Here is a 23,723-nt window from a genome sequence, read left to right as displayed (position 1 = left end):
AAATGAGCTATCAAGTATTAGCTAGAAAGTGGCGACCTAAAAAGTTCCAAGAACTGATGGGACAAGATCACGTTGTTAGCGTGTTAGTTAATGCTTTAGCTCAACAAAGGTTACACCATGCCTACTTATTTACCGGTACACGTGGTGTTGGTAAAACCACCATTGCTCGCATTTTTGCAAAAAGTTTAAATTGTCAGCAGGGCATTTCGTCTGAGCCATGTGGCACTTGTGATACTTGTGTTGATATTGACCAAGGGCGTTTTGTTGATTTACTTGAAATTGATGCTGCTTCACGTACTAAAGTTGATGATACGCGGGAAATATTAGACAACGTTCAATATGCGCCAAGTCGAGGACGCTACAAAGTTTACTTGATTGATGAAGTGCATATGCTCTCTCGAAGTAGTTTTAATGCCTTGTTAAAAACCTTAGAAGAACCACCTGAGCATGTAAAATTTATATTAGCGACTACCGACCCACAAAAATTGCCGGTTACCGTATTATCACGCTGTTTACAATTTCATCTTAAAGCATTAACAGTTGCTCAAATTAAGCAGCAATTAGTACAAATTTTATCAGCTGAACAAGTGGAAGTTGATCAAGGCTCGTTAAGCTTATTAGCAAAAGCTGCCAGAGGCAGTATGCGAGATGGTTTAAGTTTAACTGATCAAGCCATCGCCCAAGGTCAAGGTAGTATTAACTTTGCTAATGTGCAGCAAATGTTAGGCGGTATTGATCAACATTGGCCGTATAAAATCTTAATAGCGCTGATCAAACAAGATCACCAAGCGTTAATGACATTATCATTAGAGATCGCCTCTTATTCACCTAGTTATAGTCGATTATTAGCTGAACTGATCCAGTTGCTCCATCAAGTTGCCATGGCACAAGTGATTGAATGTCAATTTGACTTAGCGCCTGAGCATGAAAAGTTATTAGCGAAGTTCTGTCAGGCGATGTCACCAGAAGATGTCCAACTGTATTATCAAATTGCCTTAAACGGACGCAAAGACTTACCTTACGCCATAGATGAGCAAGCGGCATTTGATATGACATTATTACGTTTAGCGGCTTTTAAACCGGCAACGCAACATAATGTTGTTGAACACAGCGAAGTTAAAGCGCCCGAGGTTGATTTCACTGATATTGCTTTAGCGGATTCAGACGTTACACAAGCAGCACTGCACCACAATCCTGTTACCGAGCTAACACCTCAGGCAAGTACCCAAAGTACTCAACAACAGCCTGCTGCGGCCGAAGAACCATCTATTGACGCACAGGTTATTAATAACGAAGAAGATCCTACAAACCAGTTTTTAGCTGAGCCGCAACCTTCGTTAAGTGAGCCGAATGAGGCTATGTTGTTTCAACAACAGCAACAAATCGAACAAAGTGCTATCGAGCAAGGTTTTCAAAACCATTCTTTTAATAATGACATGGCGCAGCAAGTCCCAGATTTTCCGGCAACAGAAAACACCAACAATGTAGATAATTTCGCTAATACAGTAAATACAAATGCTGAGCCAGTCAATCAAGCATCGGCAGCACCTATTGCAGAGCAGGTTGAGCAACAACCCTTAGCAAATCCTGCTACAGAAAATGTTGGTAACCTTGATTCACCGGTAGCTGCCATACTCGCTTCACGTAATATGTTGCGTAGTAAAAAGAAGCAGTTGGAGCCGAAAGAAAAAAAGTTTGATGGCGCAGCAGAACGCCAAAAAACACCTGCTGTAACCTTGCCAAAAAAAGATGAAAACTTACCTGAGTTTACTGACATACCAGAGCAAGAATTTACGCCTGAAGTTATTGACCCTGCCACTATACGTTCGGCGAATCAGGTAGATAAATGGGCTAACATGATCGATCATATGGCGCTGAATGGCCGTTTAAGGCAGTTAGCAATTCATGCCACTATTGGTCAAGGTTCTAACGATAACCACTTGGTTTTACAGTTAAATCAATCAACAAAACATTTGCAAAGTGAAGCAGCCCATAGCCAATTAGAGCAGGCTTTATCAAATTTATTACAACGTAATATAACCGTAGAAATTGTGGTTGTTGAAGAAACGGTAGCTGATCCTTATCAAATTCAAAGCGAGATTGACGATAAACGTTATGAATACGCAAAAACCTTATTAAAAGAAGATAAAGTAGTACAGCACTTACAAAATCATTTTCAGGCTACCATGGATGAATCATCTATTGTCGCTAGGTAAACACTTTATACGGAATGGTATAATGCTTGAATTTTTTTATGTCAACCAGTAAGGTTGCGCTAATTGTTTTAAAGAATAGTTTTAAAGAGGAAATACTATGAAAGGCGGAATGGGCAACTTAATGAAACAAGCCCAACAAATGCAGGCTAAAATGCAAAAAGCACAAGAAGAATTAGCCAACATGGAAGTTGTTGGTGAAGCTGGTGCTGGTATGGTTAAAGTAACCATGACAGGTAGCCACAGCGTGCGTCGTGTTGAAATTGACGATAGTTTAATGGAAGACGACAAAGAAATGGTTGAAGACCTTGTTGCTGCCGCAACTAACGATGCCGTACGCCGTGTTGAAGAAGCCAATAAAGAAAAAATGGCTGGAGTTACCGGTGGTATGCAAATGCCGCCAGGGATGAAAATGCCATTTTAAGTTCTAAGTATTTGAAAAAGCCGACGTTTATGTCGGCTTTTTAGTGACTGAAATATTTGTTTTAGTTAATCCGCTAACATTCGTATTTCATACTTATGAACAGAAAAAGAGGGTAGTGATGTTTCGAACATAATATTTGATTGGTCATTATTATTTTCCACGTTACCTGTTACGGTTTCAGCCGTTTTCCAGTTACTCCAAATTAACGTATCTGATTTTCCATATTTGGCTCTGTTTTTTAGAAAAACTTTTTTACCTTCATCATTCAATGCTTTCATTACTGAGGCAGTAACATGAATATCTGATTTTCTCCAGCCACCTTGCTCAACAGGAATATTGGCTTTTGGAAATTCCGCCATAAACCTTTGTTCAATATTGCTGGTATCATCAATACGCCCTAACCGGTATTGATATTTTGTGCCTATAGCTTGTTTTACTTTAAGTGAAATATTCACATTTTCAGGCTGCTGATAGGTGAGGTTGTTTTTATTAAAGTTAAATAGCAGTAGGTCGTATGCAGCTTGTGAAGGCTGTTTGGTAAATATGCCATTAACGTTGTTATCTTTAACTAGGGTTGCACCAGATACATTATTTTTGAACAGTTCATTGCCCACCATGGAGTGTAATGCGAGCTGGGTCATGGCTTCAGGTATGTAATTGCCGTCACGGGCTGTACCCCATTGGAATATTTCCATAATGTTTTTTTCTAACATTAATTTAGAAAGCATGGCAAAAAAGGCGGAGCTGTGTGAGGTAGCAACACTTATAAAACCAGCACGTTGCATTTTGGAAATAAGTTTATATTCATGTATTTCAAAACTCGCTTTAGTATTCCAATCTGGGTGATGTTGAATAGGTGCCATATCATGATGATAAACAGCTGCCATATCTAATTCGTGTGGTTTGGTAATATGTGGGTAATACGAAATGGCAAGAAAATCGTAGGGTACATTATTCTTTTTGGCCCAGCTGATAAAATGTGGTGCGTATGCGTCTTCGGTATTACCGGTGTAATCTAGGTAGTTGCCTTTAAAAGAGGCTTCTCGAAAGTGCGCTCCAACTTTTGCTGTTGGCAATACGGCATGAATGGCGTTTACGGTATTTTGGTAATGGGCAAAAAATTCTTCGCGTGTTGCTGCCCAATGTTGTGGGCGGGTATCAATTTCAGAGCCAACTCTAAAGCGCCACGAAAGTACGGTATCTTTGCCATATTGAGCGACTAAATGCTGCATGAACGCTTGAATATATTGTTGCCAAGCTTTTGGGTTTGCCGGTGGTAGTGGGTTGCCATAAACGGCATTGGCATCTTTTTGTAAATAATGTTTGCCGTTGGCTTGTTCAACAAAGGTTAATCCGTGTTGAAATGCCCATGGTGGGTTATCTAATACTATTTGAAAAATATCCCAGTTGTTATCAAGCCAACTATCAATACGTTTGGTAGCTTGCTCAAAGTCATAAACAAATTCTTTGCCATTCCATTTATAAGTATCAGCAGAAATGTTTTTATCTGCCCAGCCACCTAACATTCTTACGGTATTTACTTTTGCTCGTCTGCCGAAAGTTGCCGGTGTAGAATGCGGAGAGCCTTTATGAGTTCTAACACTAACATCAAAAAAGTCGAATACTTCACCTAGTTGTTGATTAGCATCAGTAAAGTCAGCACTGAGTTTAAGTATTTGCTGTTGTTCGTTCTTTATTGTTTTAGGGGGTGTTGGTGTTGTAGGTGTTGTTGTGTTACAAGCGGCAAGTGTAAATACCGTAAATAATAGCGCGGTGAGGTTTACGTTCATTATATTTGAAATTCAATAATCAATTTTAATCTTTATATCATCAAATTTAATCACAATCAATCTTTTGGCTTTTGGCTTTTGACTTAAGACTTGTGGCTTGAAGCTTGAGAGCTTGATCTATAGCGGCACATTAAGATCAGCGTTAGAGGAAAGATAATTTCTATATTCGTTAAAAATGGCAGGGTTATGATAAAAAAATAGCCTTATTAAACGGTGTTAATAAGGCTATTTAATTTTTGCTATTATTTAAAAATTTTGTGGGAAAAATTTATTATCAGTATATGTTGTATAACAATATTATGATTTTTTACGTTTTTGCATAAATACAAAACCAGCCATTAATGCGAACAATGCAATGGTTGAAGGTTCAGGTACACTTACGCTAAGCTCTGATTTAATTGCTACAGGAGCAAAGTTTTCATCAAAAGCATCAACAAATATCTCGTTAAAAAATAGTTGGTTGATGTTCGTATTTGGCAGAATATCAAATACAGCTTGTCCTAAATCAAAAGCTGGACCGAAATCTGTGCCGAAGAAAATATAGCTTACTTCTAAAAATCCTGGGTCGATAACATAAGCGTCACCAATTGCATCAGGAAAGGCAATACCGCCATTTCCTATAAGATCATCAGAATCAACATAACTAGCAAGCTCAAGTTGATTTGGATCAAAGTCAAAACCTGCGTATAGGTCAAAAATATCTGAACTATAATCAGTGATTGAAAAATCAACAATTACCTGATTTTCAGTCGAGCTAACATGAGTGATCAGCGCTGCATTTGCGCTAATAGTGAATAATAAAGAAAATACTACTGTTAAAAATTTCATTATTTATACCTTTTATTACTTTTATTAATCGTTATTGGCACAACGTGCGCGAGAACATAATTGAGCCATACCACGTACATCACGATTATTAACAACACCGTCGTTGTTAAAGTCGTAGCGTAAATCGGTAATTTCACTCGTTCTTAATTGCATGTTAAATGCTCTAATATCTAAACCATCAATATCGCCGTCAGCATCAATATCACCAAATAACGCGATATCTAAGCGGATAGTTGCTTCAGTCATACGGTTGTAGCTATCCGTTAATACCGCTTTTAAAATGTAGCTACCAGCATCTAAACCTAATAACTCGTTCGCATTGTATTCATCACCCCAAACATAAGGTGCTTCATAATTTTCACGAACTAATTGGTCATCTAGGTATAAACCAACACTTACGACTTCCGCGGTTGTTTCATCTTCACCAACAGACACTGAAACTGAAAGTGCTTCATAACCTGTTAGTAGTTCAATATCTGATTCAACAAAATTAATTGAAGGAGCTGGTAATTCTTTTACAATTAAGGTCATAAAAGCTTCGCCGGTTAAACCTTCACTATCTTCAGCAACTGCTTTAAAAGTATGCTCACCAACACCTAATGGCGAAGGGTTTGGTTCATGTGTATCTAACCAGCCCATTGCACCAAATTCATAAGGAGCATGTGAATGACCGAAGTTCCAAACAGGTCTTGTGTCAATACGCACAAGTTCGTCATTTTGGTATAACGTAACAGACACTACAGAGCGGCCTTCAACTGGTGATTCAGCAGTCAGTGTCATACCTAATTTTTCATAACCTTCATAAACTTCTATAACTGATTTAGGGAATGAAACCGTCGGTGGTTGAGGTAAACCATTAACGGTTAAGGTCATTTCTGCTTCACTTGTTTCGCCTTCACTATCAAGAACAACAGCTCTAAAAGTATGAGCACCAGGAACTAAAGGGTTTGGATTAGGAGTATGAGACTCTAACCAGCCCATAGCACCGGTTTCATGTGGCTTAGAGCCATGACCAAATAAGTAAGGAACAGAGTCGTCTACACGTACTAATTCATCGTTAAGGTATAAAGTTACTGAATCAATGGTGCGGTTTTCATCTGGGCTTGAAGCTTCAATACCTAAAGCTAATTTTTCAAAACCAAAGTCAAGGGTCATTTCTGAATTTGCAAAGCTAACTAAAGGCGCATTAGATTTTACTGTTAACTGCATATAAGCCGTAGACGTTTGACCTTCGCTATCAACAGCAACGGCTTTAAAAGTGTGAACACCAGCACCTAATGGATTAGGGTTTGGCGTATGAGTTTCTAACCAACCCATAGCGCCAGTTTCGTGTGGCTTTGAACCGTGACCAAATAAGTAAGGAACAGAGTCGTCTACACGTACTAATTCATCGTTAAGGTATAAAGTTACCGATTCAATTGTACGATCTTCAACTGGGCTTGTTGCCTCAATAGTTAACGCTAATTTTTCATAACCTAGATCTACTGTCATTTCTTGATTGGCAAAGCTAACAACGGGATCTTTTGATTTCACCGTTAATTGCATATATGCCGTAGAAGTTTGACCTTCGCTATCAACAGCAACGGCTTTGAAAGTGTGAACACCTGCACCTAATGGATTAGGGTTTGGCGTATGAGATTCTAACCAGCCCATAGCGCCAGTTTCATGTGGCTTTGAACCGTGACCAAATAAGTAAGGAACAGAGTCGTCTGTACGAACTAGTTCACCATTAAGATATAAAGTTACCGATTCAATCGTACGATCTTCAACTGGGCTTGTGGTATTAATGGTTAATGATAATTTGTCATAACCTTCGTCTACTGTCATTGCCGATTGTGTAAATGAAACACTAGGACGAGTTGCGTCAGCAGCAAGGTCTAAGTCGATAATTTGTAAGTGTAATGGTTGAGATGTTGTAATGCCGTTAGCAAAACGTTCCATTAGGTAGTAATACACTTTACCATCTTTGATATAAACAGTGCCGTGGTCAAATTGTGTACCTTCAGTTTGCTCATAAACACGTTCAAAATCGTTAGTACCACCTACGGCTTTTTCTACATACGGGTAACCATTTCTTAAACCAATGATGTAAACATTATCACCTGAGGTGTAGATATTGCTTGCACCAACAAAATCAGTTGAGTGAATAAACTCATCAGCACCGGCTGGTTTGTATGAATGAATATACACTTGCTCAAAATCTGGACGGTTTCTATCAGTAGAGCGAACTAAGCTGATGATATGAATGTCGCCTTTAGCGGTTACTGTCCAATCAAAACTTCCTACAATGTAAACCGAGTTGGCTTCTTGATGCGAAATATAATCACCTGGTTCAAACACTTTGATTTCGTCTGAGTTAACCAGTGGCCAGGTCATGGGCTCGCCTTTATGGTTTTTCCATTCACCAAAGCCTTCTGCTTGATCCGAATATGCGTAATAAACACCGTTTTGATAAGTATATCGGTCGGTATTGTCGCTTGAACGCTGCTGGAAACCAACACGAAGTTTACCGTTAACATATTTCATGTTGCCGTATAAACCCCAGTTGTAATCATTACCTTTAGATTTTTGGTTGTTGTGGTTAAAGAAAGTAAATTTTGACCATTTTTTATTTTCTGCATCATAACGGTTGAATACATAAGCACCGTTATTGTTACCACCTAAACGCATATACAATAACAATGTACCGTCAGTGTTAGTGAAAAATTTAGGGTAAGTTAAGCGGGCAAAATTGCCTTTATCAGCTAAGTCGCCAGTCATGGTTAAATGTTTGTAGTCATCATCACCTTGGCTAACACTGCTGGTATCTTTAACAAATTGCGCTAAGGTAAAATCACTATCAGCTACTTCAGCAGCGCCTGGAATACTAAAAGAATAACGGAAGTAATCATCTTTGAATTTACCACCGTGGTTATTGTTATCATAGGCATGCATATCATAAACCATATGAATCGTACCATTAACCGGACTTACTGCTAAGCCAATGGTGTTGTGCGATTCACCCACACGAGGGTCGCCTCTAAAGCCTGTATGTTGGTGTGGGAATTCAATGGTGGCAACAGTACCTGTATCTTTGTTGTAACGAGATAACATGACGTGACGGTCATCTTTACCACCACGATACCAAGTCATAAAAACAAAGTTTTTATAGGTTTTTACGGCATCACCATGAGCTGAAATGTTACGGCCAAAGAAAAAGTCATAGGTGTCAGCAGAAGTATCTGGATTGCCAACGTTGCCGTAATCTAGGTCGGCACCATTAAAATGCAACCCGTTGTCGGCTATTTTAACTTGTGTTTCTAAAGTGACTTCTGCGTTGGCTTGTTGTACGGGAAGCGTAAAGCAAGAAACGAGCAACAGCAGGCCTCTCACCATGGAGTTTCTTTTATGTTTTGTCATGTTTTCGTACCTATTTCTTAGTTCTATTTTTATTAATTTAATTATTTTAATTTTTATATTTATTGGCTGTTTTTTACCTTTATTACCTCAGTCACCGACATTCATAAGTGATCAATATTAATCTCAATGAGTCTATTTTGTTAGTGTTTTTTTAAATTTTTGTTAATTTTACTTGTATCTAATTGAAAATATTTGTTTTATATTTTTAATCATTAAATTTCTTTTTTGGTCATTGTGGTGATTTAGTTAGTAGCTCGGGTTTTGTTTAAGAATGGCTTTTTTATTTCAGCTATTAAATGAGGCATAAGTTAGAGTGATTATTTTTTGAAGGCATAAATGAGCAGTACAAAGATTTAAATCTCTTTGGTTAAAACCAGAATACTGTCATTGATTTAGTTGATAAGTATGGTTTAATTACGTTAGCGACATACATGGCCTGAATGGTAGTAGTAATTGGTAAAACTTAGCTTTATAACCGCACATAAAAGGGATGTGCCTTTTTTATTGGCACTTCGGCGTGTCACGATGACGGAATATTTACTTAAAGCTGGTTTTAACATTAATGATGACTATCATTTAGCGCGGATCAACGAAGCATTTCAAGATTCGTTACTTATCAAGCTAGAAAATGACAATATTGGCTTACTTAAGCTGTCGAAACAAAGCGATAGATTACACATTCGTCAGTTACAAATTTTGCCTCAATTTCAAAATAAAGGCATTGGTGGCCGAGTGATTGATGTGGTGATCAAAAAAGCAAAGCAGTTGGGATTACCTGTTACTTTGAATGTTTTGTTAAATAACCCTGCGCAAAAGCTTTATTTAGCGAAAGGTTTTCAAGTGATTGGCGAAACGGATATTGAATATCAAATGCAATATTCGTTAGATTAAAGCTAGAAGCTAGAAGACGAAAAAGTTTATAACTTCTTTTGCATTCTACATTGTGTTTTTCAAGCCTCAAGCTTTCTGCCTTCAAAACTTTAATACACTTTGCCTGTTGGTGTTACTTGCGAGGTATCTACTCGGCTTGGTGTTTTGCTGCCATTAACTAAATCTTGGCTGGCTATGGCTAAAGTATTAATTATTTTTGCCATTGAGCTTAAAGTTAAACTTTCTACTTCATCAGACACTTTATGGTAGTGCCTATCTCGGTCAAGCTGGGTTGAACTAAAGCTGTGGGCTGGTACGCCTAAACGTGCCAATGTCGCATTGTCGGAACGATAAAATAGTTGCTGTTTTAAGTATGGATCGGCGTATACGCGTGCGGTAGAAAATTGCTTATCAGGCGAATTTTTTAATGTTTCATTCATCAATAATGCAAGATCTGAACGTTCATAGCCTGTCATCCAAAAAGTGCCTTCGCCAAATTTCGACGGTTTTCCGATCATTTCAATGTTTATCATCGCTTTAATTTTATCGGCAGGTAAATGCTGAGCAAAATATTGAGAGCCAAAGCCACCAATTTCTTCGGCAGTAAAAGCGGCAAAAATAATGGTTCGTTGGTTTTGATTTAGATTTTGAGGGTTTTCTTTAATATCACCCTTGACGTTAGCATTATATTTAGCAAAGTGTTCAGCTAACTGTATTACGGCTGTTGTGCCGGAAGCGTCATCATCGGCACCGTTAAAAATCACATCATGATCTGGTGAATGGCGACCAGGTTTTACACCTAAGTGATCATAATGGGCAGAGAAAATAATAAATTCATCGGCTTTTGTGGTACCAGGCATTACTGCTACAACATTACTCAATGAGCGATTTTGTATGGTGTTTTTAGCGCGAATATTGATTGTGTTAATATCTTTGGCTTGAGAGTAAACCATTACTATGGTTGCAGGTTCTTTAATGGTTAAACGGTAACTGCCTTTTTTAAAAAACGAACGGTATTGCTTAAATAAGTGTTTATGCTCAGGGTGTACTAACACTAAATGTTGCCCACCTTGAACATTTAATGTTGAAAGTGTTGTGAATAAATCTTTTCGTTTATGTACTTTAGTTACTTGAATATTTTCAAGACTTTGCCAATGAAATTCAGCTTGATTGGTGGCTATGGCAATATGCGGCTGGCGATAACTTTGACCGTTGATTTCAACAAAAATATCTTCAGGTGAGATGTGATGTACTGAAAAGGTTTGTAGAAAGTCTTGTGGTGTTATTGAGTGGTTATCGGTATTAGGTGTTGATAATTGGTTAAATGGCGTTAAACCGATACTTTGAAAGCGTTTAGCAATATAGTTGGCGGCGAGATCAATTTCTGGGGTAAAACTGGCTCGGCCTTTTAATTCATCACTTGCTAAAAACGTTAGATCTTTTTCCATGCTGTTAAGATCAATTTGAGCATAACTAAAATTACTCAATAATATTGCGATAATTAATAGGTTTGCTTTAGTCAATGCTTTCAAAGTATTCATTAAAATCCTTATTCTTTATTTAAATGATAAAAGCATCATTACCAAGTGCCGGTATTTTCCATACTTAACCAAGGCTCTTGTGGTGCTAATTTATCATTTGCTTGTAAGAGTTCAATCGAAATACCGTCAGGTGAACGAACAAACGCCATATAACCATCACGAGGAGGGCGGTTAATTACCACGCCTGCAGCTTGTAGTTTTTCGCAAATTTGGTAAATGTTTTCTACTTCAAAGGCAAGATGACCAAAGTTGTTACCTTGTGAATAAGCTGTTGTTTCACCCCAGTTATGGGTTAATTCGACTTCCGGCTCTCCTTCGGCAGTGGCTAAATAGATCAGCGAAAACTTGGCTTCGTCAAAATCTAACCGACGAGTTTGCACTAAGCCTAATAAGTCACAATAAAAATGTAGTGAAGCGTCAAGGTCTAGAACCCGTACCATAGTATGTAAAAATTTCATTTAAGTTAATTATCCTGAATTCGGTTTAAGCCATTTTGCTCAATAACGCTATTTAAGTGCCTATCTACGTTATTTTTCCTTCTAATAGCTGGCTATTAGTGCGAAAAAACGCCTTGATATCCACTTAAATTTCATCATTGAGTCTAAGATAAACTAAGTGCAACAAAACAAGTAGGTGAATTTTAAAATTATTTATTATAAATCAGACTATTGCAAACCCCATTAAACCGAGTTCAGGTTAATTATCCCGCTGTTAATCTGTTTTATCTTTGTATTCACATAAATCTTCAATAATACATGAACCACATTTAGGTTTGCGCGCAACACAAGTATAACGGCCATGAAGAATTAACCAATGGTGAACATCCACTTTAAATTCAGCTGGTACCACTTTTAGTAGTTTTTCTTCTACTTCTTTAACGTTCTTGCCAGGGGCAAACTTGGTGCGATTTGATACTCGGTCGATATGGGTATCTACCGCTATGGTCGGCCAGCCCATTTACAATTAAGGTAGACTTGGTTAGTATAACAAATAAATATTAATAATCAATCCAGGATAATTATGTCTGAAAAACCATTGTTATATAGTTATGTTAGATTTTCTACGCCAGAACAAGCTAAAGGGCATTCGTTAAAGCGACAATTAAGTTATGCGAAATCAGTAGCAGAAGAAAGAGGCTTGCAACTGGATGAGTCACTTTCTATGAGAGATTTGGGACTTAGTGCATACCATGGCGCAAATATTAGCAAGGGAGCTTTTGGTCTATTTTTGAAGGCGGTAGAAGAAGGGAATGTTCCTACAGGATCTATACTCCTAATTGAAAGTTTGGATAGGGTATCGAGAAAAGGCATTACAGATTGCGCTAGTATAATGACCCAAATAATTAATGCTGGAATTACTGTGATTACAGCATTAGATAATAAGGAATATAACAAAGAATTACTGGATAAAAGCCCTTTTGAATTATTTGGAATGCTGACGATTTTTATTCGAGCACATGAAGAGAGCGATACAAAATCTAGGCGCGTAAGGGACGTATTGAAACAGCAATGTGACGATTGGAATGCTGGTAAACGCGGAATTAGAGTGAGTAGTGGGAAGGCTCCAAATTGGGTTCAATGGGACAAAGTAAATAAAAAATTTGTTTTTAAAGAGCGTGAAAAGCAAATAATGCTTAGGAAAATTGAATTATTTAAAAAAGGGTTTGGAGGCTTAAAAATTGCTGAAAAATTAAATGAAGAGTTTGGTCCTAAAACCACACATCATACTGGCGCAAATGTATACAAAGAAGTCAAGCGTCGAACTTTGATTGGTGAGCTCAATGTGCGGGTAGGAGAAATCGATTATGTATTATCTGATTATTATCCTCAACTTATTACTCACGATGAGTTTGATTTATTAATAACCGATTCTAGAAAACGAGGGGCCATAAAATATTCACAAAAGTTTGTTGGTATATGTTCCGGTATCAATGTGTTTAAATGTGGGAATTGTGGTAAATCAGTCGGAACTCATGTAGTACAAAGAAATAAAAAGCTTGAAGATATCCCTGAAAGTCATAAACGTTATGGATGTGTAGAAGCTAGAAGAAACAATAATTGTAACAACAAGAAAACAATTCAAGTAATTGCTATAGAAACTGCAATCGTCAAGTATTGCAAAGATAAAATTAATTTAACAAGAATTCTGACTGAAAATAATGAACAATCAAACATAAAAGCTAAAGAAAGGAAGTTGTTAGATCGTAAACGGACAATTGAAACTAAGATTGACAACCTTATTAGTGCGATTATGGGATTAGAAAGCAAAACTAAGACTATTGTTACTAAAATAGCTCAATTGGAGGGTGAGTTGGAGGAAGTCGATAAGTTAATTGATGAAAATAAAAATAAGTTATTAAAAGTAACAAATGTTTATAGCGATGAAATTATAGCTAAATGGCAAAACTTAACTAATAACCTGAATGAGTTAACAAGTGAAGAAAGGTTAACGATCAGGTTATTAGTTAAAGATACATTCGAGTCCATCTCTTTGCACCCAATTGTTCCCCCAGCACTTGAAGGCATAGCTAAAACTATAGCTATGCATCGAGATGAATTATTGCAAAGTAATTCTTCTAATTATGTTGATTTATCATTGAAGTTTCATAACGGTCTTATAAGAACTATACGAATTGATAAATACACGGGCGACTTAATTAAAGGCTTTGATCTTGAATTAATTGGTGACTGAGCCTGAAAAAACTTGTGAAAAAACTTCTTTTTGAATAGCGGAAAAAATCTCCAATTCGATCTCGGTGCCTTTTTTTAATATGTCACCGTCTTCGGTAATTAAAGCAACCATTATACCTTTTGGTAAAACTAGTTTTGTATTTTGATCGATTATCATTTTAACAGTTCCTACATCTTTAATTTTATAAAGAAGAGTTGAATTCAGCGTGTCAAATCATCTCTTCAGGACTTGATGATATTATTAATCAAATTAAATACACAAAAAACTATAAACATGAAAAAAAAATATTTTCTTAATTTTTATCTCTTATAAACCAAGAAAAATACACTTGAAAAATCTAAAATATAATGTCAAAGCAATATAGAAGGTAAGTAATGGACATATAATTATAGTTTGCAACTATGAGTAGTAAGGCTAAGTTAATTTAATATCATAATAACTATTTCTTGCTTTATTTAAGCCATAAGTATTCTTGAGATAAAAGAAGAAATTAATTGCAATATTATAGTGGGAGATTATGAGCCGATAAAAGTTTATCAGACCAGGTATGTAAGGATAAAGATTAGGGTTTTTGTTCTATAAAATATAGTTCAAGGGTTAACAATCATGAAAATTTTAAAGGTAAGCTATCTTTGTTATTTTATATTCCCTATAAGTTTGCCTATAAAGCTCAGATATGACTTTCTAAATACATATCTGAGCTGATAGATTTAAGCTTCAATTGGTTTTGATTGTGAGAATAGTTGTTCAACAACTGTCTTTTGCATATTGGAAAAAATTTCTATTTCAACGTCAATCCCTTTTTGTATGACATCACCATCCTCAGTAATGAAAGCAAGCATAAAACCTTTAGGTAAAACTAATTTTGTATTATTAGCAGTTATCATTTAACAGTTCCTACATATTTAATTTTATTGAATAGAATTGAATTTAAAAAATCATCTTCCGAGGACTTGTTATTATTATTAACCAAATCAAATACACGAAATACTATAAACTTCAAAAAAAAATAATTTTTTTAATGGTCAATTAATAAAAAATGGGACGTACAGTGTTTAATTCACTTTCATATTAGATTTTTGGCTCCTTACAATGGAGTTATAAAGATAAATAATCTGCATCTCACGTTACTTTCTATATTTGGTTAAATTATTAAAGGAAGTTAACGATGGAAGACGATATAAAAACCAAGATCATTTTAAACTATGGCTTACATTTATTAGAAACACTGCATAGCGCAATGGAATCGATAGACCCCTTCACTAAAGAGTATGAATGGGGCAGTTTCGATGACGTTGAATATGATGCGCTTCTTACAAAAACATTGCCGGTATCGGACGAAAAAATAGAAGTACAACAAGCGCTAAAGAGCATATTTAGCGTATTAATAAGCGAAGTGGCTGCTATTTACGCAGAAAGTATTGAAAAAGAATCGAATAGTTTAGGTGATTGTTCCAATAAAAAAATTGACGATGAAAATGATAAACAGCTGAAATTACCTTTTCCTGAGCCTTTTTAGTGTTAGGACAACATTAACAAGGTAAATAAAAATGAAGGACACACAATCTCAATTTATTCGTAAATATAAACGGCAAAGCAAAAGTATTTGGAAAGATGTTGATGACTCAACTATTTTATTACTTGCTGATGTCGAACATAATAAAACAGGTATTACATTAAACTATGTTAATTATGTATATTTACACCGCGATGAAGTAGGTCGGATTTTAGGTATTAGTATCAGTAAGGCTTTGCTTGATGCAAATCCAGACTTTGATTCACGGTATCTTTCAGGGATTGAAATGTATGGTTTTTTATTAATGTATATTGATGAAATCACACGATTTTGTGAACATTTCTCCGATGAGTTTGAAGCCATTTTTGGCCTAGACCCCATTAGTTACTTTGAAGCGGCGGAATTAAGATGGTTTACACACATAAGAGATGTTTAACGTCTAAAAGCTAAAACTGAAGCGACCGTTAGGTCGCTTTTTCTTATTTTAATTTATGACTTGCGGCAGCTATACTAAATAATCAATTTATGATGGTGAGCATTATATGGAAAACTTATTATTACTTATTCCGCTAGCTGTATTAGTGTTTGGTTCACTTTATCTTGCACGTTGTGCAAAGGCTAAACGTAGCCGATAACATAATACTTGTTACGTTAACTTGAGTGGCGCCATTGGTTTTTTTAACCAATGCGATAACTGAGCATGCCAGTGTTGATTGGTACGAGCGATAAATTGGCAAAATAAAGCCAATTCCGCTTGTTCTTGATGTTTAAACAAATTGAAGTGTTTATCGTTTTTTTCTTTCCAGGTAACAGCAATAAAAAACTTATTTTGTTTTTCATTCAGTAAATGGATTGAATTTATTACTGAACATTCCGCTTGATACTCTGCTATCCATGCGTTGAGTGAAATTCTATTGGGTAAGGCTGCCATTGTTATGTCACATTCCATTGTGTTGTAATAATAAGGTTAGTTTTTCTTGTCAGATTTTCCAATCGATTGAGTTTTTTTAAGATGTTTTGATAAAAACGACATAATTTCCCTTATTGAAACGTATATATCAGTGTAGGGCGATAACAGCACGCCATGCTCTAACAATGCTAATGCTTTTTCCTAGAAAAGCGTAAAATTGATACTTTTTATCTTATTTAAGGTATCTGCACTTAACGATACCGTTAAGCTAAGTGAGAACAGCTACCTAGGTAGTAGCGTTTTTAATGTCACCACAAAGTGTCGTCACATTAAAGATGGTAGACAGCATCTGAGCCCGAACAATCAGCAAGCCTTAGGGCTTGCTTTTTTATGTCTTTTTTTCAGTTTTTCCCAGGTGTTGTTTACACCAAACAGAATACTAAGCAGACAATTTCCTTTTGATAAACCTACTTAATTCATGCAAGACACAATGAAAGGAGAGATTGCATGAGGTCAAAAAAAATCACACTGCTTAAGGTAATACTCGAGGATTTAATGGGGGTATTTAGAACGACAGCCAAGTTTTGTTTATTCCTCAGCGTGAGTATTGGGCTTGGATTAATCCAAGTGATACCACCGGTTGGTTGTACCTGGCAGGATTTGTTGTATTTAGGGATTGGCGCTTATTTATTATCGGATGTTTTCTGGCTAATGAGAAATGTTGTCATGAAACGCTACGATAACAAATCATAATCTATACCATTTACAAATAATGTTAAGCGCCTTTAGGGCGCTTTTTTCATTTTATGCAAATAATCTAAAGGTTCGAGTCAGGATAAAAATGGGTTGTTAATATCTGGCAAAACTTAGTTCGGTAAACAAGTGCTGATGACAGTAGCTCTGCCTCTGAATTACTTAAAAAAGGCGCCTTGGTCTTTTTGTTGTAGACCGTTAATAACTCGCCAATTAACTGCTCGTTTAACCGTTTGGCATCCTTTAATATCTGCTGTTCATGAGAAATGAAAAATACCTTGTGATAATAGCCTTGTTTAAGGTCATGTAGGTATTTCAGTAAAATGCCTTGGCGCGTTGTTTTATTTTTAAAAGAATGTTCAATTTCAATGGCGGTGATGGTGCCATCATTTTCTTGCACTAAACCATCGACGTTCCGTGAATGTTTAGCGCCGATTTTTCGGTATTCAGGCTCGGTGATAAAACCAGTCCAAAAAGGGGCCTTGTTGCCATCATTATCCTCATGATGTAATCCTAGCAATAAGATAAACATGTTCATTGAATCATGCATGATATTGTTTGGGTTAACTTGCATGGCAGGGTTCGCATTTGAACGAAAATAAATTTCCATGGCCATTATCTCTTCGGCCAATTTTACCCCTTGATAACTCGGCACATAAATCCGGCCATCAATACTGCGATGAGTTCTGACCAAGCGTAATAACCCAAGCGTCACTAATCGATTTAAATGCTGCAAGGTCTGATGTTGATTAATCTGGTAAAGCTTGCGAATGATAACCGGAGAGATAAAACCAAACCTGACGGTAATTAAACAGGTTAGCCGTTGACGATAATGTGAGGTTTGAAGGTTGCTCGAGCCTTTGGTGTAACGCATGTTAATGTCAAAATAGCGCTGATATTGATGAGATAGTTCACTCATGTTTGCTCCTTGATTATTTTAAGGTAAATGTTTTAAAGTAAATGAACTATTAGGTAAGTCTGCCTTGGGCAAACTTTATCGCTTAATGAGAGTCTTCCGTTTTTATTGACGCGTTCATGGCAAGATAAGTAGAGATATCGTGTGATTGGCAGCTTGTGATGAATTTAGCCATGTTATGGCTAAATAAATAGCCACCGTTGGTGGTTAGGTAGCCGACTTCGCCGGCCACCTAATGAGCGGATAACGCACGCCAACGCTGGTATTACTACGTAATGCGTTGTCTTTTCAGGCTGCGCCTTTTAGCGTTATCCGCTCAGCGCAAATGTCCATCGCTACGCTCTGTACCACCGCATTTTTCCCCGCGCCTGACAAGGCAAGATGTGCCATCTTTATTTGCCTTTTTCAGTTGCTATTATTTCTGACGAAATAAAAGGGCGAGCGTCTTGATTGTGCCAATCAACACACCCGTTTCACCAAGGTGAAATAAAAATACGGTGGTACAGACCTGTCTGCACATTTGCGCTGCTCTCGAAAAAAAAGCATTTCATGCTGTTTTTTCTTCCGCGCTTATTGGTCTTTTGCAAAGACGCTATTTTTTGCCTTTTTATGGTATAAAAAGGCGTTTTTTACGCGTTGCTTTATCACGCTGTCTTGTCTGGTGATAATGCCAATTAGGTGTTGTTTAAGAGATAGCCTAAAGAAAAAAGCCCGAAAAGACATACATTATCGACAATTAGGAATAACCTACTGATGCCCCAAGGCAGCAGCCTATCATGCTGTAAAAAAATTATTTAAGGTTTGTAATGTGACTTTTTTTCATTAAGGTATTCGAGACAACGTTGAAAATACCCACTAAAAAAAAGGAGTTACTCATGTCTTCAACACTTGTCAGCCTCGAAGGGTTTTGTGATATTACCGTGCCTGTTTACGATGATAGTGACAGATATCAAACATCACCTAACAAACAGCCCACATTAACTCGGGCACAACGTAACAGCCAATCTCGACTACCGGCGGTAATTAAAAAACCAACACAGCAAGGGTATGCTCGAGCGCAGTTTGTGAAAGCGAAACAAGCCGAACGTCGCCAAAAGCAATTACTTGCAAAAAAACGCCAGGCTAAAACCTCATCAATACACGGTAAAGGGCACGCTCATCAGCGGTCATCTGAGCAATATGCTCATCATCTACAGGCTGCGCCTGATTTATTGCCCGTAGGTTTTATGGATGATAACACCCCCGAAACAATCCACCTTGATGACCAGGATATTCTCCAAATAAATCCGGCAACCGGTTTACCCTGTATAAACAATTCAATGGTCGATGTCGGCGGAAATCTTTACGGTACAAGCACCCTTGATGATACCAACCAAGTTTCATCGATAACGCCTTTTAGCTCACTTTTTGACGATATTAATGACTTGTCGAGCCATATGTCTTGGGATGATGGCTTTAGTAGTGATGTCGGTATGGATGACTTTTAGGGAGGATATTATGAACAAAGAGCTGACTAAAGAAGAAAAACGCATCGTCAATCAACTAACCGTTATCATGGTCGTAGTGAGTGTTATTTATTTTGTGCTTAAGGTTTACATTAATACCCCGTTTATTGATGCATGTTATCTATTGCTCCTCATGAAGTTCTGTTGGGGGCTTGTCCGCTACAGTCAATTTCAAGAGAAAAACAACGGCAAGCATTGTTTTAAAACGCTGTATGCCTTGCTGTTTTATCGGTGGTTTTAAAAACGAAGTCGTTTAAAAATGCCGTGAGGCTGGTTTGAGTAATATATCAATACCTTCATGCGGGTTAACGTCTAACACCTGACATAGTTTTACATACTCAGCCACATCAAGTTTACGCTCGAAACTTTCAATTTTAGAGATGTAACTTTGGTGTGGATAGCCCAGTTTCTCGGCCACTTGGCTTTGTGTGAGGTTTTTGAACTTGCGCTCAGCGATCAGCCAACCAATTAATTTACGGTAATTTGCATCAAATATAGTTTTCATGGTTGCAAAGACTATATTAATACTTATTATATCCGATTATCGGATATTAAGTTTTATTTCAGTGTTTTATCCGGTATCAATTTATCTTTAAATAAGGAATGTGATCAATGAAGTTAACGAATATCGTGGTTGTGAGTGCGCTAGTTGCAATGGTGTCTGCGTGTAAAATGACAGCGGAAGATAGAACCATTCAATTAACGCCGACCAATACCAGTGCCACGTATGTTTATAAAAAGCTGCCAGGGGATGGTGTATCTGTTACCACCAAAGAGAATATACGAACATTACTCGAATCGCATATTCGCCAATATGCAGGTTATGGTAATTGTGGCTTTCGCTTGTGTTCAAGAGGTGGGCTTGAATCATGGGGGACTGAGGTGGCATCAACAGAAGAAAATATTCTTCTTACCTACGTCAACCAAGAGAACTATTCAACGGGCAACGTTTATAAAACAACGTTAGCAACGGCATTACCTTATGTGTTGACGGAAAATGATTCGACTATCACTGTGAGCATGAAACCGGCAAGTAAAGTTGAGCTTAAACAGGGGATGGGGCCATTCGTTCCTATATCGCCATTACTGAGCGATGCAAAATTGGCTGTATTATTGGAAAGAATTATAAAAGCACCAGCACCACTGCTTAGACAAGATATAGTGAAGTCAGGGGAGTTTAATGTAGATTTTGACCCAGCCTCGGTTCAAACGAACTTCGAACGAAAATTTCGTTATCGTGAAAATGATAACAATGGTCAACATGATAGAACCTATAAAAACAATTTTTCACTTCATTTAAATGGTGTTAACGCTAAGGTGTCGTTAAATGTGTTTTTATATCGGGGGAAATCGAAAGTTGAATACAGAATTAGCTACCCTGTACGTGTTCAAGGAAATGGTGACAGTAATTTTAGAGAAGATTTTTCAAGTAGAATTATCCAAGAACTCAAAGATGTTGCTAATAGCTAGTTTCAGCTAGACTATCATCTATAGGGCAGGGGCGTTTCGTTCTTGCCCTTTTTATAAAGGAAAATTAATGACAAATTTTCAAATAGCCTTAATAGGTTTAGTGATAAGTTTTGGTGTTGGGGCGTTACTATTGCCATATTTGAAGAAATGGCTGCGAAAGCTTATGAAATTATATTAACTCTAATGTAAGGATGAAGTTGTTTGGCTATTTTGAATATAATTGCAGATACTGAATTTTTATAAAACATGTAATTATGTTTAGAATCACTTTTATCAGTATTAACCTCTACAAATATGTTGTTCTAATTAAATTTATTTTTTCTCAATGTTAATAACCCTATCCTCCACGTGTTGTAGTAATGGTTCAAGATCCAAGGGTGAGGAATTAAACCAATAGTCTTTATCTTTTGCTAACACCAACGCGGGCATTCTTTTGTGGTATTGAGCGCACTTTTCATTAGGCTGAGTAGTTAAGGTGACTAGTTCGGTATGCTCATGTTGAAATAATATGCCGGCCATATACAAAGGCATTTTATTGGCATGCTCAAAGAAGTATTTTACTTTTTTGCCATTTTCTAAGCGCCATTCAAACCAACCATTACAAGGTACTAAGCACCTTTGACTTTGAAAAGCTTGCCTAAATGTAGGTTTAGTTGCCACGCTTTCAGCTTGAGCATTAATAATGAGTTTTTTAGACCAACTCGGCTTAATTCCCCATAAGGCATTTACTTGCTGATAGTTTGAGTTAGTTTTAACAATAGTCGCAACTGATTGGCTTGGACTTAAATTATCGTTAGTTTCTACGCTGTAATTTGTATTAAATAGTTCGCTAACTATTGGCGTTAACCCATTGTCTACACTAAATCGACCACACATATTTACCTCAACAGTTTATTTTTGGTATATCAGACCACTTGCTTGTATAACTTGGCGATAAGAATGCTCTTCGCATTTGCCATTTTTCTGCTTTACCTTCGGTTGCTATTTTTAACGTATCAGCGCCATAACGATGGTTGATTTTATCTAACATGAACATTAATTCAGGTGATTCTTTTTGTGTTTCAAATAAATCATACTGGGTAAAGGCTTGGTCATGTAATTCAATAGCGCCAACACCACAACGATAATACTGTACGCCTACTTGAAAAAGATGTGGCACCATGGCTGACACCGCATTTGCCATGGTTAATGAGTTATCAGTACCTAAAGGAAAGGTGTAAATAAACGAGCGTTTTACGTAGTTGTCATCATGAGGTGAGCTGGCAGCAAAAATTAGTAATCGCTTAACAAGTGATGTTTGTTTTCTTAATTTTCGAGCAACAACACTGCTATGAGTAACAAGCGCTGCTCTTAATGAATCAATGTCGGTAATTCGCTGGCCAAAACTTCGAGTTGAAAATATTTCTTTCTTCGGCTGTTTTACATCATCCCACGATAACGCGCTAATACCATTTAGCTCATTAACCGTGCGCTCAACGACAACACCAAATTGGCTACGCATCGCTTTCGGATTTTGGTTCGCTAATTGCCAAGCGTTTTTAATGCCAAGTAAATTAAGCTTTTTACCTAGCCTGTTACCTATGCCCCAAACATCGGTAACTGACATGCGTTTAAGAATATCTTGTCTTGATTTATCAGTATCAATAACCGCAACACCATTAAAGCCTGATAACTTTTTTGCTGCATGATTTGCCGCTTTGGCAAGTGTTGCGGTTGGGCCAAAACCAACACCAACGGGTAAACGCGTTTCTTGCCAAACAGTATCAACAATTTTATGTCCGTAGCTGTGCCAGTCATTAATGATTGCATGATAGTTTTCGAAATAGAGAAATGATTCATCAATCGAATACACATATTGGTTATCACAAAAGCGGCCTATAACATTCATCATTCTATCGCTTAAATCTGCATACAATTCGTAGTTGGATGAACGAACAACGACGTGATGTTTATCTAAAAAATATTTGATTTGAAAGTAAGGTTTAAACTTAGGAATGCCAAGCTGTTTAGCAATTGGGCAAACGGCACAAACACAACCATCGTTGTTGGTTAAAACAACTACGGGTTTGTTTCTTATCGATGGGTCAAAAACCTTTTCAGCTGACGCATAGTAAGAAACCGCATCAACTAACGCATACATGCTATTAACTCACTGGCTTGACGGTGTAAACGAATAGAGCGTGTTACCACGCCTTCAATTTGAAAATCATCACCTTCAGTAATGTTTACTGTTTTATGGGTTTTAGAGGCAGAAATAAGCTGGGCGCGCTGGGTATCAATAAGCTTACAAGTAAAGCAGCCGTTAAAGCTAGCAACGACAACATCACCATCTCTAACCTGCTCAGCTCGATTAACAATGAGTAAATCACCATCAAAAATGCCAACTTCTACCATTGATTGTCCTTTCGCAACACCAATGAAGGTTGCGTCAGGTTTAGTAATTAATAACTGGTCGAGTGACAAGCCAAGCTCTTTATATTCTGCCGCAGGCGATTCAAAACCAGAAATACCGGCTTCAATATAAATAGGAATAACTTTCATAAAAGCGCCAAACAAAAAACACTGTATATTTGAGCAGTATATCATTTAGTGAAAATTATGGAATATTTGTCGAGAAATAAAGAAGCTAATGTCCGCTTAGATACGAACGGACATTAGCCTAAGATTATCTAACGACAAGTGAACCGACAAATTAGACTTAAATGAATTCAAAATATCAGACGTTAATGAAGTAAACAACATTGCTGACGTTCTAACGAACCTGCCCCCACAGGTACACTTTAATAACTCCTCTAATAAAAACCTTATACAGATCAAACTAAGTGACTTAAAACTTAGATTGCACTTGAATAATATATTCATACCCTGATGTAATATGATAATCGCTTTTTTATTAT

General features: G+C 37.0%; 23 protein-coding genes and 1 pseudogene. 10 read left to right on the top strand and 14 right to left on the bottom strand.

Features of this window, described 5'->3' with window-relative positions; all coding sequences use genetic code 11:
* The first annotated feature begins 2 nt into the window (after nt 1-2).
* Together dnaX and ACSLUO_RS09100 are read left to right on the top strand one after the other, a co-directional pair.
* A complete protein-coding gene (gene dnaX / locus ACSLUO_RS09105) occupies nt 3-2,216 on the top strand; it encodes a DNA polymerase III subunit gamma/tau (protein WP_448248136.1) in 2,214 nt (737 codons plus the stop codon).
* A gap of 97 nt (nt 2,217-2,313) precedes the next feature.
* Nucleotides 2,314-2,637 (top strand): YbaB/EbfC family nucleoid-associated protein, encoded by a 324-nt coding sequence (locus ACSLUO_RS09100; RefSeq protein WP_448248134.1) that lies wholly within the window; start codon nt 2,314-2,316, stop codon nt 2,635-2,637.
* A 65-nt stretch (nt 2,638-2,702) separates the two neighbouring features.
* Here ACSLUO_RS09100 and ACSLUO_RS09095 read toward each other — a convergent pair whose 3' ends face one another.
* From ACSLUO_RS09095 to ACSLUO_RS09085, 3 genes are all read right to left on the bottom strand, one after another.
* Nucleotides 2,703-4,427, bottom strand: a complete 1,725-nt coding sequence (locus ACSLUO_RS09095) for a GH39 family glycosyl hydrolase (RefSeq protein WP_448248132.1) — start codon at nt 4,425-4,427, stop codon at nt 2,703-2,705.
* Nucleotides 4,428-4,724: 297 nt separating this feature from the next.
* Nucleotides 4,725-5,255, bottom strand: coding sequence for a PEP-CTERM sorting domain-containing protein (locus ACSLUO_RS09090; RefSeq protein WP_448248130.1), 531 nt, complete (start codon nt 5,253-5,255; stop codon nt 4,725-4,727).
* A gap of 24 nt (nt 5,256-5,279) precedes the next feature.
* Nucleotides 5,280-8,654: a BNR-4 repeat-containing protein gene (locus ACSLUO_RS09085; protein ID WP_448248128.1), complete on the bottom strand. Its 3,375-nt coding sequence runs from the start codon at nt 8,652-8,654 to the stop codon at nt 5,280-5,282.
* A 525-nt stretch (nt 8,655-9,179) separates the two neighbouring features.
* Here ACSLUO_RS09085 and ACSLUO_RS09080 point away from each other — a divergent pair.
* Nucleotides 9,180-9,545 (top strand): GNAT family N-acetyltransferase, encoded by a 366-nt coding sequence (locus ACSLUO_RS09080; RefSeq protein ID WP_448248127.1) that lies wholly within the window; start codon nt 9,180-9,182, stop codon nt 9,543-9,545.
* A gap of 89 nt (nt 9,546-9,634) precedes the next feature.
* Here ACSLUO_RS09080 and ACSLUO_RS09075 read toward each other — a convergent pair whose 3' ends face one another.
* From ACSLUO_RS09075 to ACSLUO_RS09065, 3 genes and pseudogenes are all read right to left on the bottom strand, one after another.
* Nucleotides 9,635-11,065, bottom strand: a complete 1,431-nt coding sequence (locus ACSLUO_RS09075; RefSeq protein ID WP_448248125.1) for a M28 family metallopeptidase — start codon at nt 11,063-11,065, stop codon at nt 9,635-9,637.
* A 38-nt stretch (nt 11,066-11,103) separates the two neighbouring features.
* Nucleotides 11,104-11,523: a VOC family protein gene (locus ACSLUO_RS09070; protein WP_448248123.1), complete on the bottom strand. Its 420-nt coding sequence runs from the start codon at nt 11,521-11,523 to the stop codon at nt 11,104-11,106.
* A gap of 253 nt (nt 11,524-11,776) precedes the next feature.
* Nucleotides 11,777-12,019 (bottom strand): annotated as a pseudogene (locus tag ACSLUO_RS09065) (endonuclease III domain-containing protein); the annotation flags it as partial.
* Nucleotides 12,020-12,085: 66 nt separating this feature from the next.
* Here ACSLUO_RS09065 and ACSLUO_RS09060 point away from each other — a divergent pair.
* Nucleotides 12,086-13,756: a recombinase family protein gene (locus tag ACSLUO_RS09060; RefSeq protein ID WP_448248121.1), complete on the top strand. Its 1,671-nt coding sequence runs from the start codon at nt 12,086-12,088 to the stop codon at nt 13,754-13,756.
* Here ACSLUO_RS09060 and ACSLUO_RS09055 read toward each other — a convergent pair.
* A complete protein-coding gene (locus tag ACSLUO_RS09055) occupies nt 13,742-13,912 on the bottom strand; it encodes a hypothetical protein (protein ID WP_448248119.1) in 171 nt (56 codons plus the stop codon). The genes ACSLUO_RS09060 and ACSLUO_RS09055 overlap by 15 nt on opposite strands.
* Before the next feature lie 554 nt (nt 13,913-14,466).
* On the bottom strand, nt 14,467-14,643 hold the full coding sequence (locus tag ACSLUO_RS09050) for a hypothetical protein (RefSeq protein WP_448248118.1): 177 nt from the start codon (nt 14,641-14,643) through the stop codon (nt 14,467-14,469).
* Nucleotides 14,644-14,924: 281 nt separating this feature from the next.
* Here ACSLUO_RS09050 and ACSLUO_RS09045 point away from each other — a divergent pair, with 281 nt between their 5' ends.
* Together ACSLUO_RS09045 and ACSLUO_RS09040 are read left to right on the top strand one after the other, a co-directional pair.
* Nucleotides 14,925-15,275 carry a hypothetical protein gene (locus ACSLUO_RS09045; RefSeq protein WP_448248116.1) on the top strand — a complete coding sequence of 117 codons (351 nt, stop codon included), beginning with the start codon at nt 14,925-14,927 and terminating at the stop codon, nt 15,273-15,275.
* A 31-nt stretch (nt 15,276-15,306) separates the two neighbouring features.
* Nucleotides 15,307-15,708: a hypothetical protein gene (locus tag ACSLUO_RS09040; protein ID WP_448248114.1), complete on the top strand. Its 402-nt coding sequence runs from the start codon at nt 15,307-15,309 to the stop codon at nt 15,706-15,708.
* 210 nt (nt 15,709-15,918) lie between these two features.
* Here ACSLUO_RS09040 and ACSLUO_RS09035 read toward each other — a convergent pair whose 3' ends face one another.
* The gene (locus ACSLUO_RS09035; protein WP_448248112.1) at nt 15,919-16,203 is read right to left on the bottom strand and encodes a hypothetical protein; all 285 of its coding nucleotides are present in this window, start codon (nt 16,201-16,203) and stop codon (nt 15,919-15,921) included.
* A gap of 486 nt (nt 16,204-16,689) precedes the next feature.
* Here ACSLUO_RS09035 and ACSLUO_RS09030 point away from each other — a divergent pair, with 486 nt between their 5' ends.
* Nucleotides 16,690-16,935, top strand: coding sequence for a hypothetical protein (locus ACSLUO_RS09030; protein ID WP_448248111.1), 246 nt, complete (start codon nt 16,690-16,692; stop codon nt 16,933-16,935).
* 64 nt (nt 16,936-16,999) lie between these two features.
* On the opposite strand, the gene ACSLUO_RS09025 is transcribed toward ACSLUO_RS09030, so the two are convergent.
* Complete coding sequence (locus ACSLUO_RS09025; protein WP_448248109.1) at nt 17,000-17,854, bottom strand: hypothetical protein; 855 nt, start codon at nt 17,852-17,854, stop codon at nt 17,000-17,002.
* Between the two features lie 872 nt (nt 17,855-18,726).
* Between ACSLUO_RS09025 and ACSLUO_RS09020 the strand changes: the two genes are divergently transcribed.
* Both ACSLUO_RS09020 and ACSLUO_RS09015 read left to right on the top strand, forming a co-directional pair.
* Nucleotides 18,727-19,338, top strand: coding sequence for a hypothetical protein (locus ACSLUO_RS09020; protein WP_448248108.1), 612 nt, complete (start codon nt 18,727-18,729; stop codon nt 19,336-19,338).
* Between the two features lie 10 nt (nt 19,339-19,348).
* A complete protein-coding gene (locus ACSLUO_RS09015; protein WP_448248107.1) occupies nt 19,349-19,597 on the top strand; it encodes a hypothetical protein in 249 nt (82 codons plus the stop codon).
* A gap of 12 nt (nt 19,598-19,609) precedes the next feature.
* On the opposite strand, the gene ACSLUO_RS09010 is transcribed toward ACSLUO_RS09015, so the two are convergent.
* Entirely contained in the window at nt 19,610-19,861 is a 252-nt protein-coding gene (locus ACSLUO_RS09010) for a helix-turn-helix domain-containing protein (protein WP_448248105.1), read from the bottom strand.
* Between the two features lie 107 nt (nt 19,862-19,968).
* Here ACSLUO_RS09010 and ACSLUO_RS09005 point away from each other — a divergent pair, with 107 nt between their 5' ends.
* Nucleotides 19,969-20,826, top strand: coding sequence for a hypothetical protein (locus ACSLUO_RS09005; RefSeq protein ID WP_448248104.1), 858 nt, complete (start codon nt 19,969-19,971; stop codon nt 20,824-20,826).
* Between the two features lie 312 nt (nt 20,827-21,138).
* Here the strand turns inward: ACSLUO_RS09005 and ACSLUO_RS09000 are convergent, their stop codons facing one another.
* The 3 genes from ACSLUO_RS09000 to ACSLUO_RS08990 are packed head-to-tail and all read right to left on the bottom strand — an operon-like array spanning nt 21,139 to nt 23,367.
* On the bottom strand, nt 21,139-21,702 hold the full coding sequence (locus ACSLUO_RS09000; protein ID WP_448248102.1) for an SOS response-associated peptidase: 564 nt from the start codon (nt 21,700-21,702) through the stop codon (nt 21,139-21,141).
* Nucleotides 21,703-21,709: 7 nt separating this feature from the next.
* The gene (locus ACSLUO_RS08995) at nt 21,710-22,966 is read right to left on the bottom strand and encodes a Y-family DNA polymerase (RefSeq protein WP_448248100.1); all 1,257 of its coding nucleotides are present in this window, start codon (nt 22,964-22,966) and stop codon (nt 21,710-21,712) included.
* Complete coding sequence (locus tag ACSLUO_RS08990) at nt 22,954-23,367, bottom strand: LexA family protein (protein WP_448248098.1); 414 nt, start codon at nt 23,365-23,367, stop codon at nt 22,954-22,956. The genes ACSLUO_RS08995 and ACSLUO_RS08990 overlap by 13 nt, the downstream gene beginning before the upstream one ends.
* Nucleotides 23,368-23,723: the final 356 nt, after the last annotated feature.

The organism is Thalassotalea agariperforans, from assembly GCF_053470345.1.
Note: the sequence above shows the minus strand (reverse complement) of the source record. Positions and strands in the feature narration are given on the sequence as shown.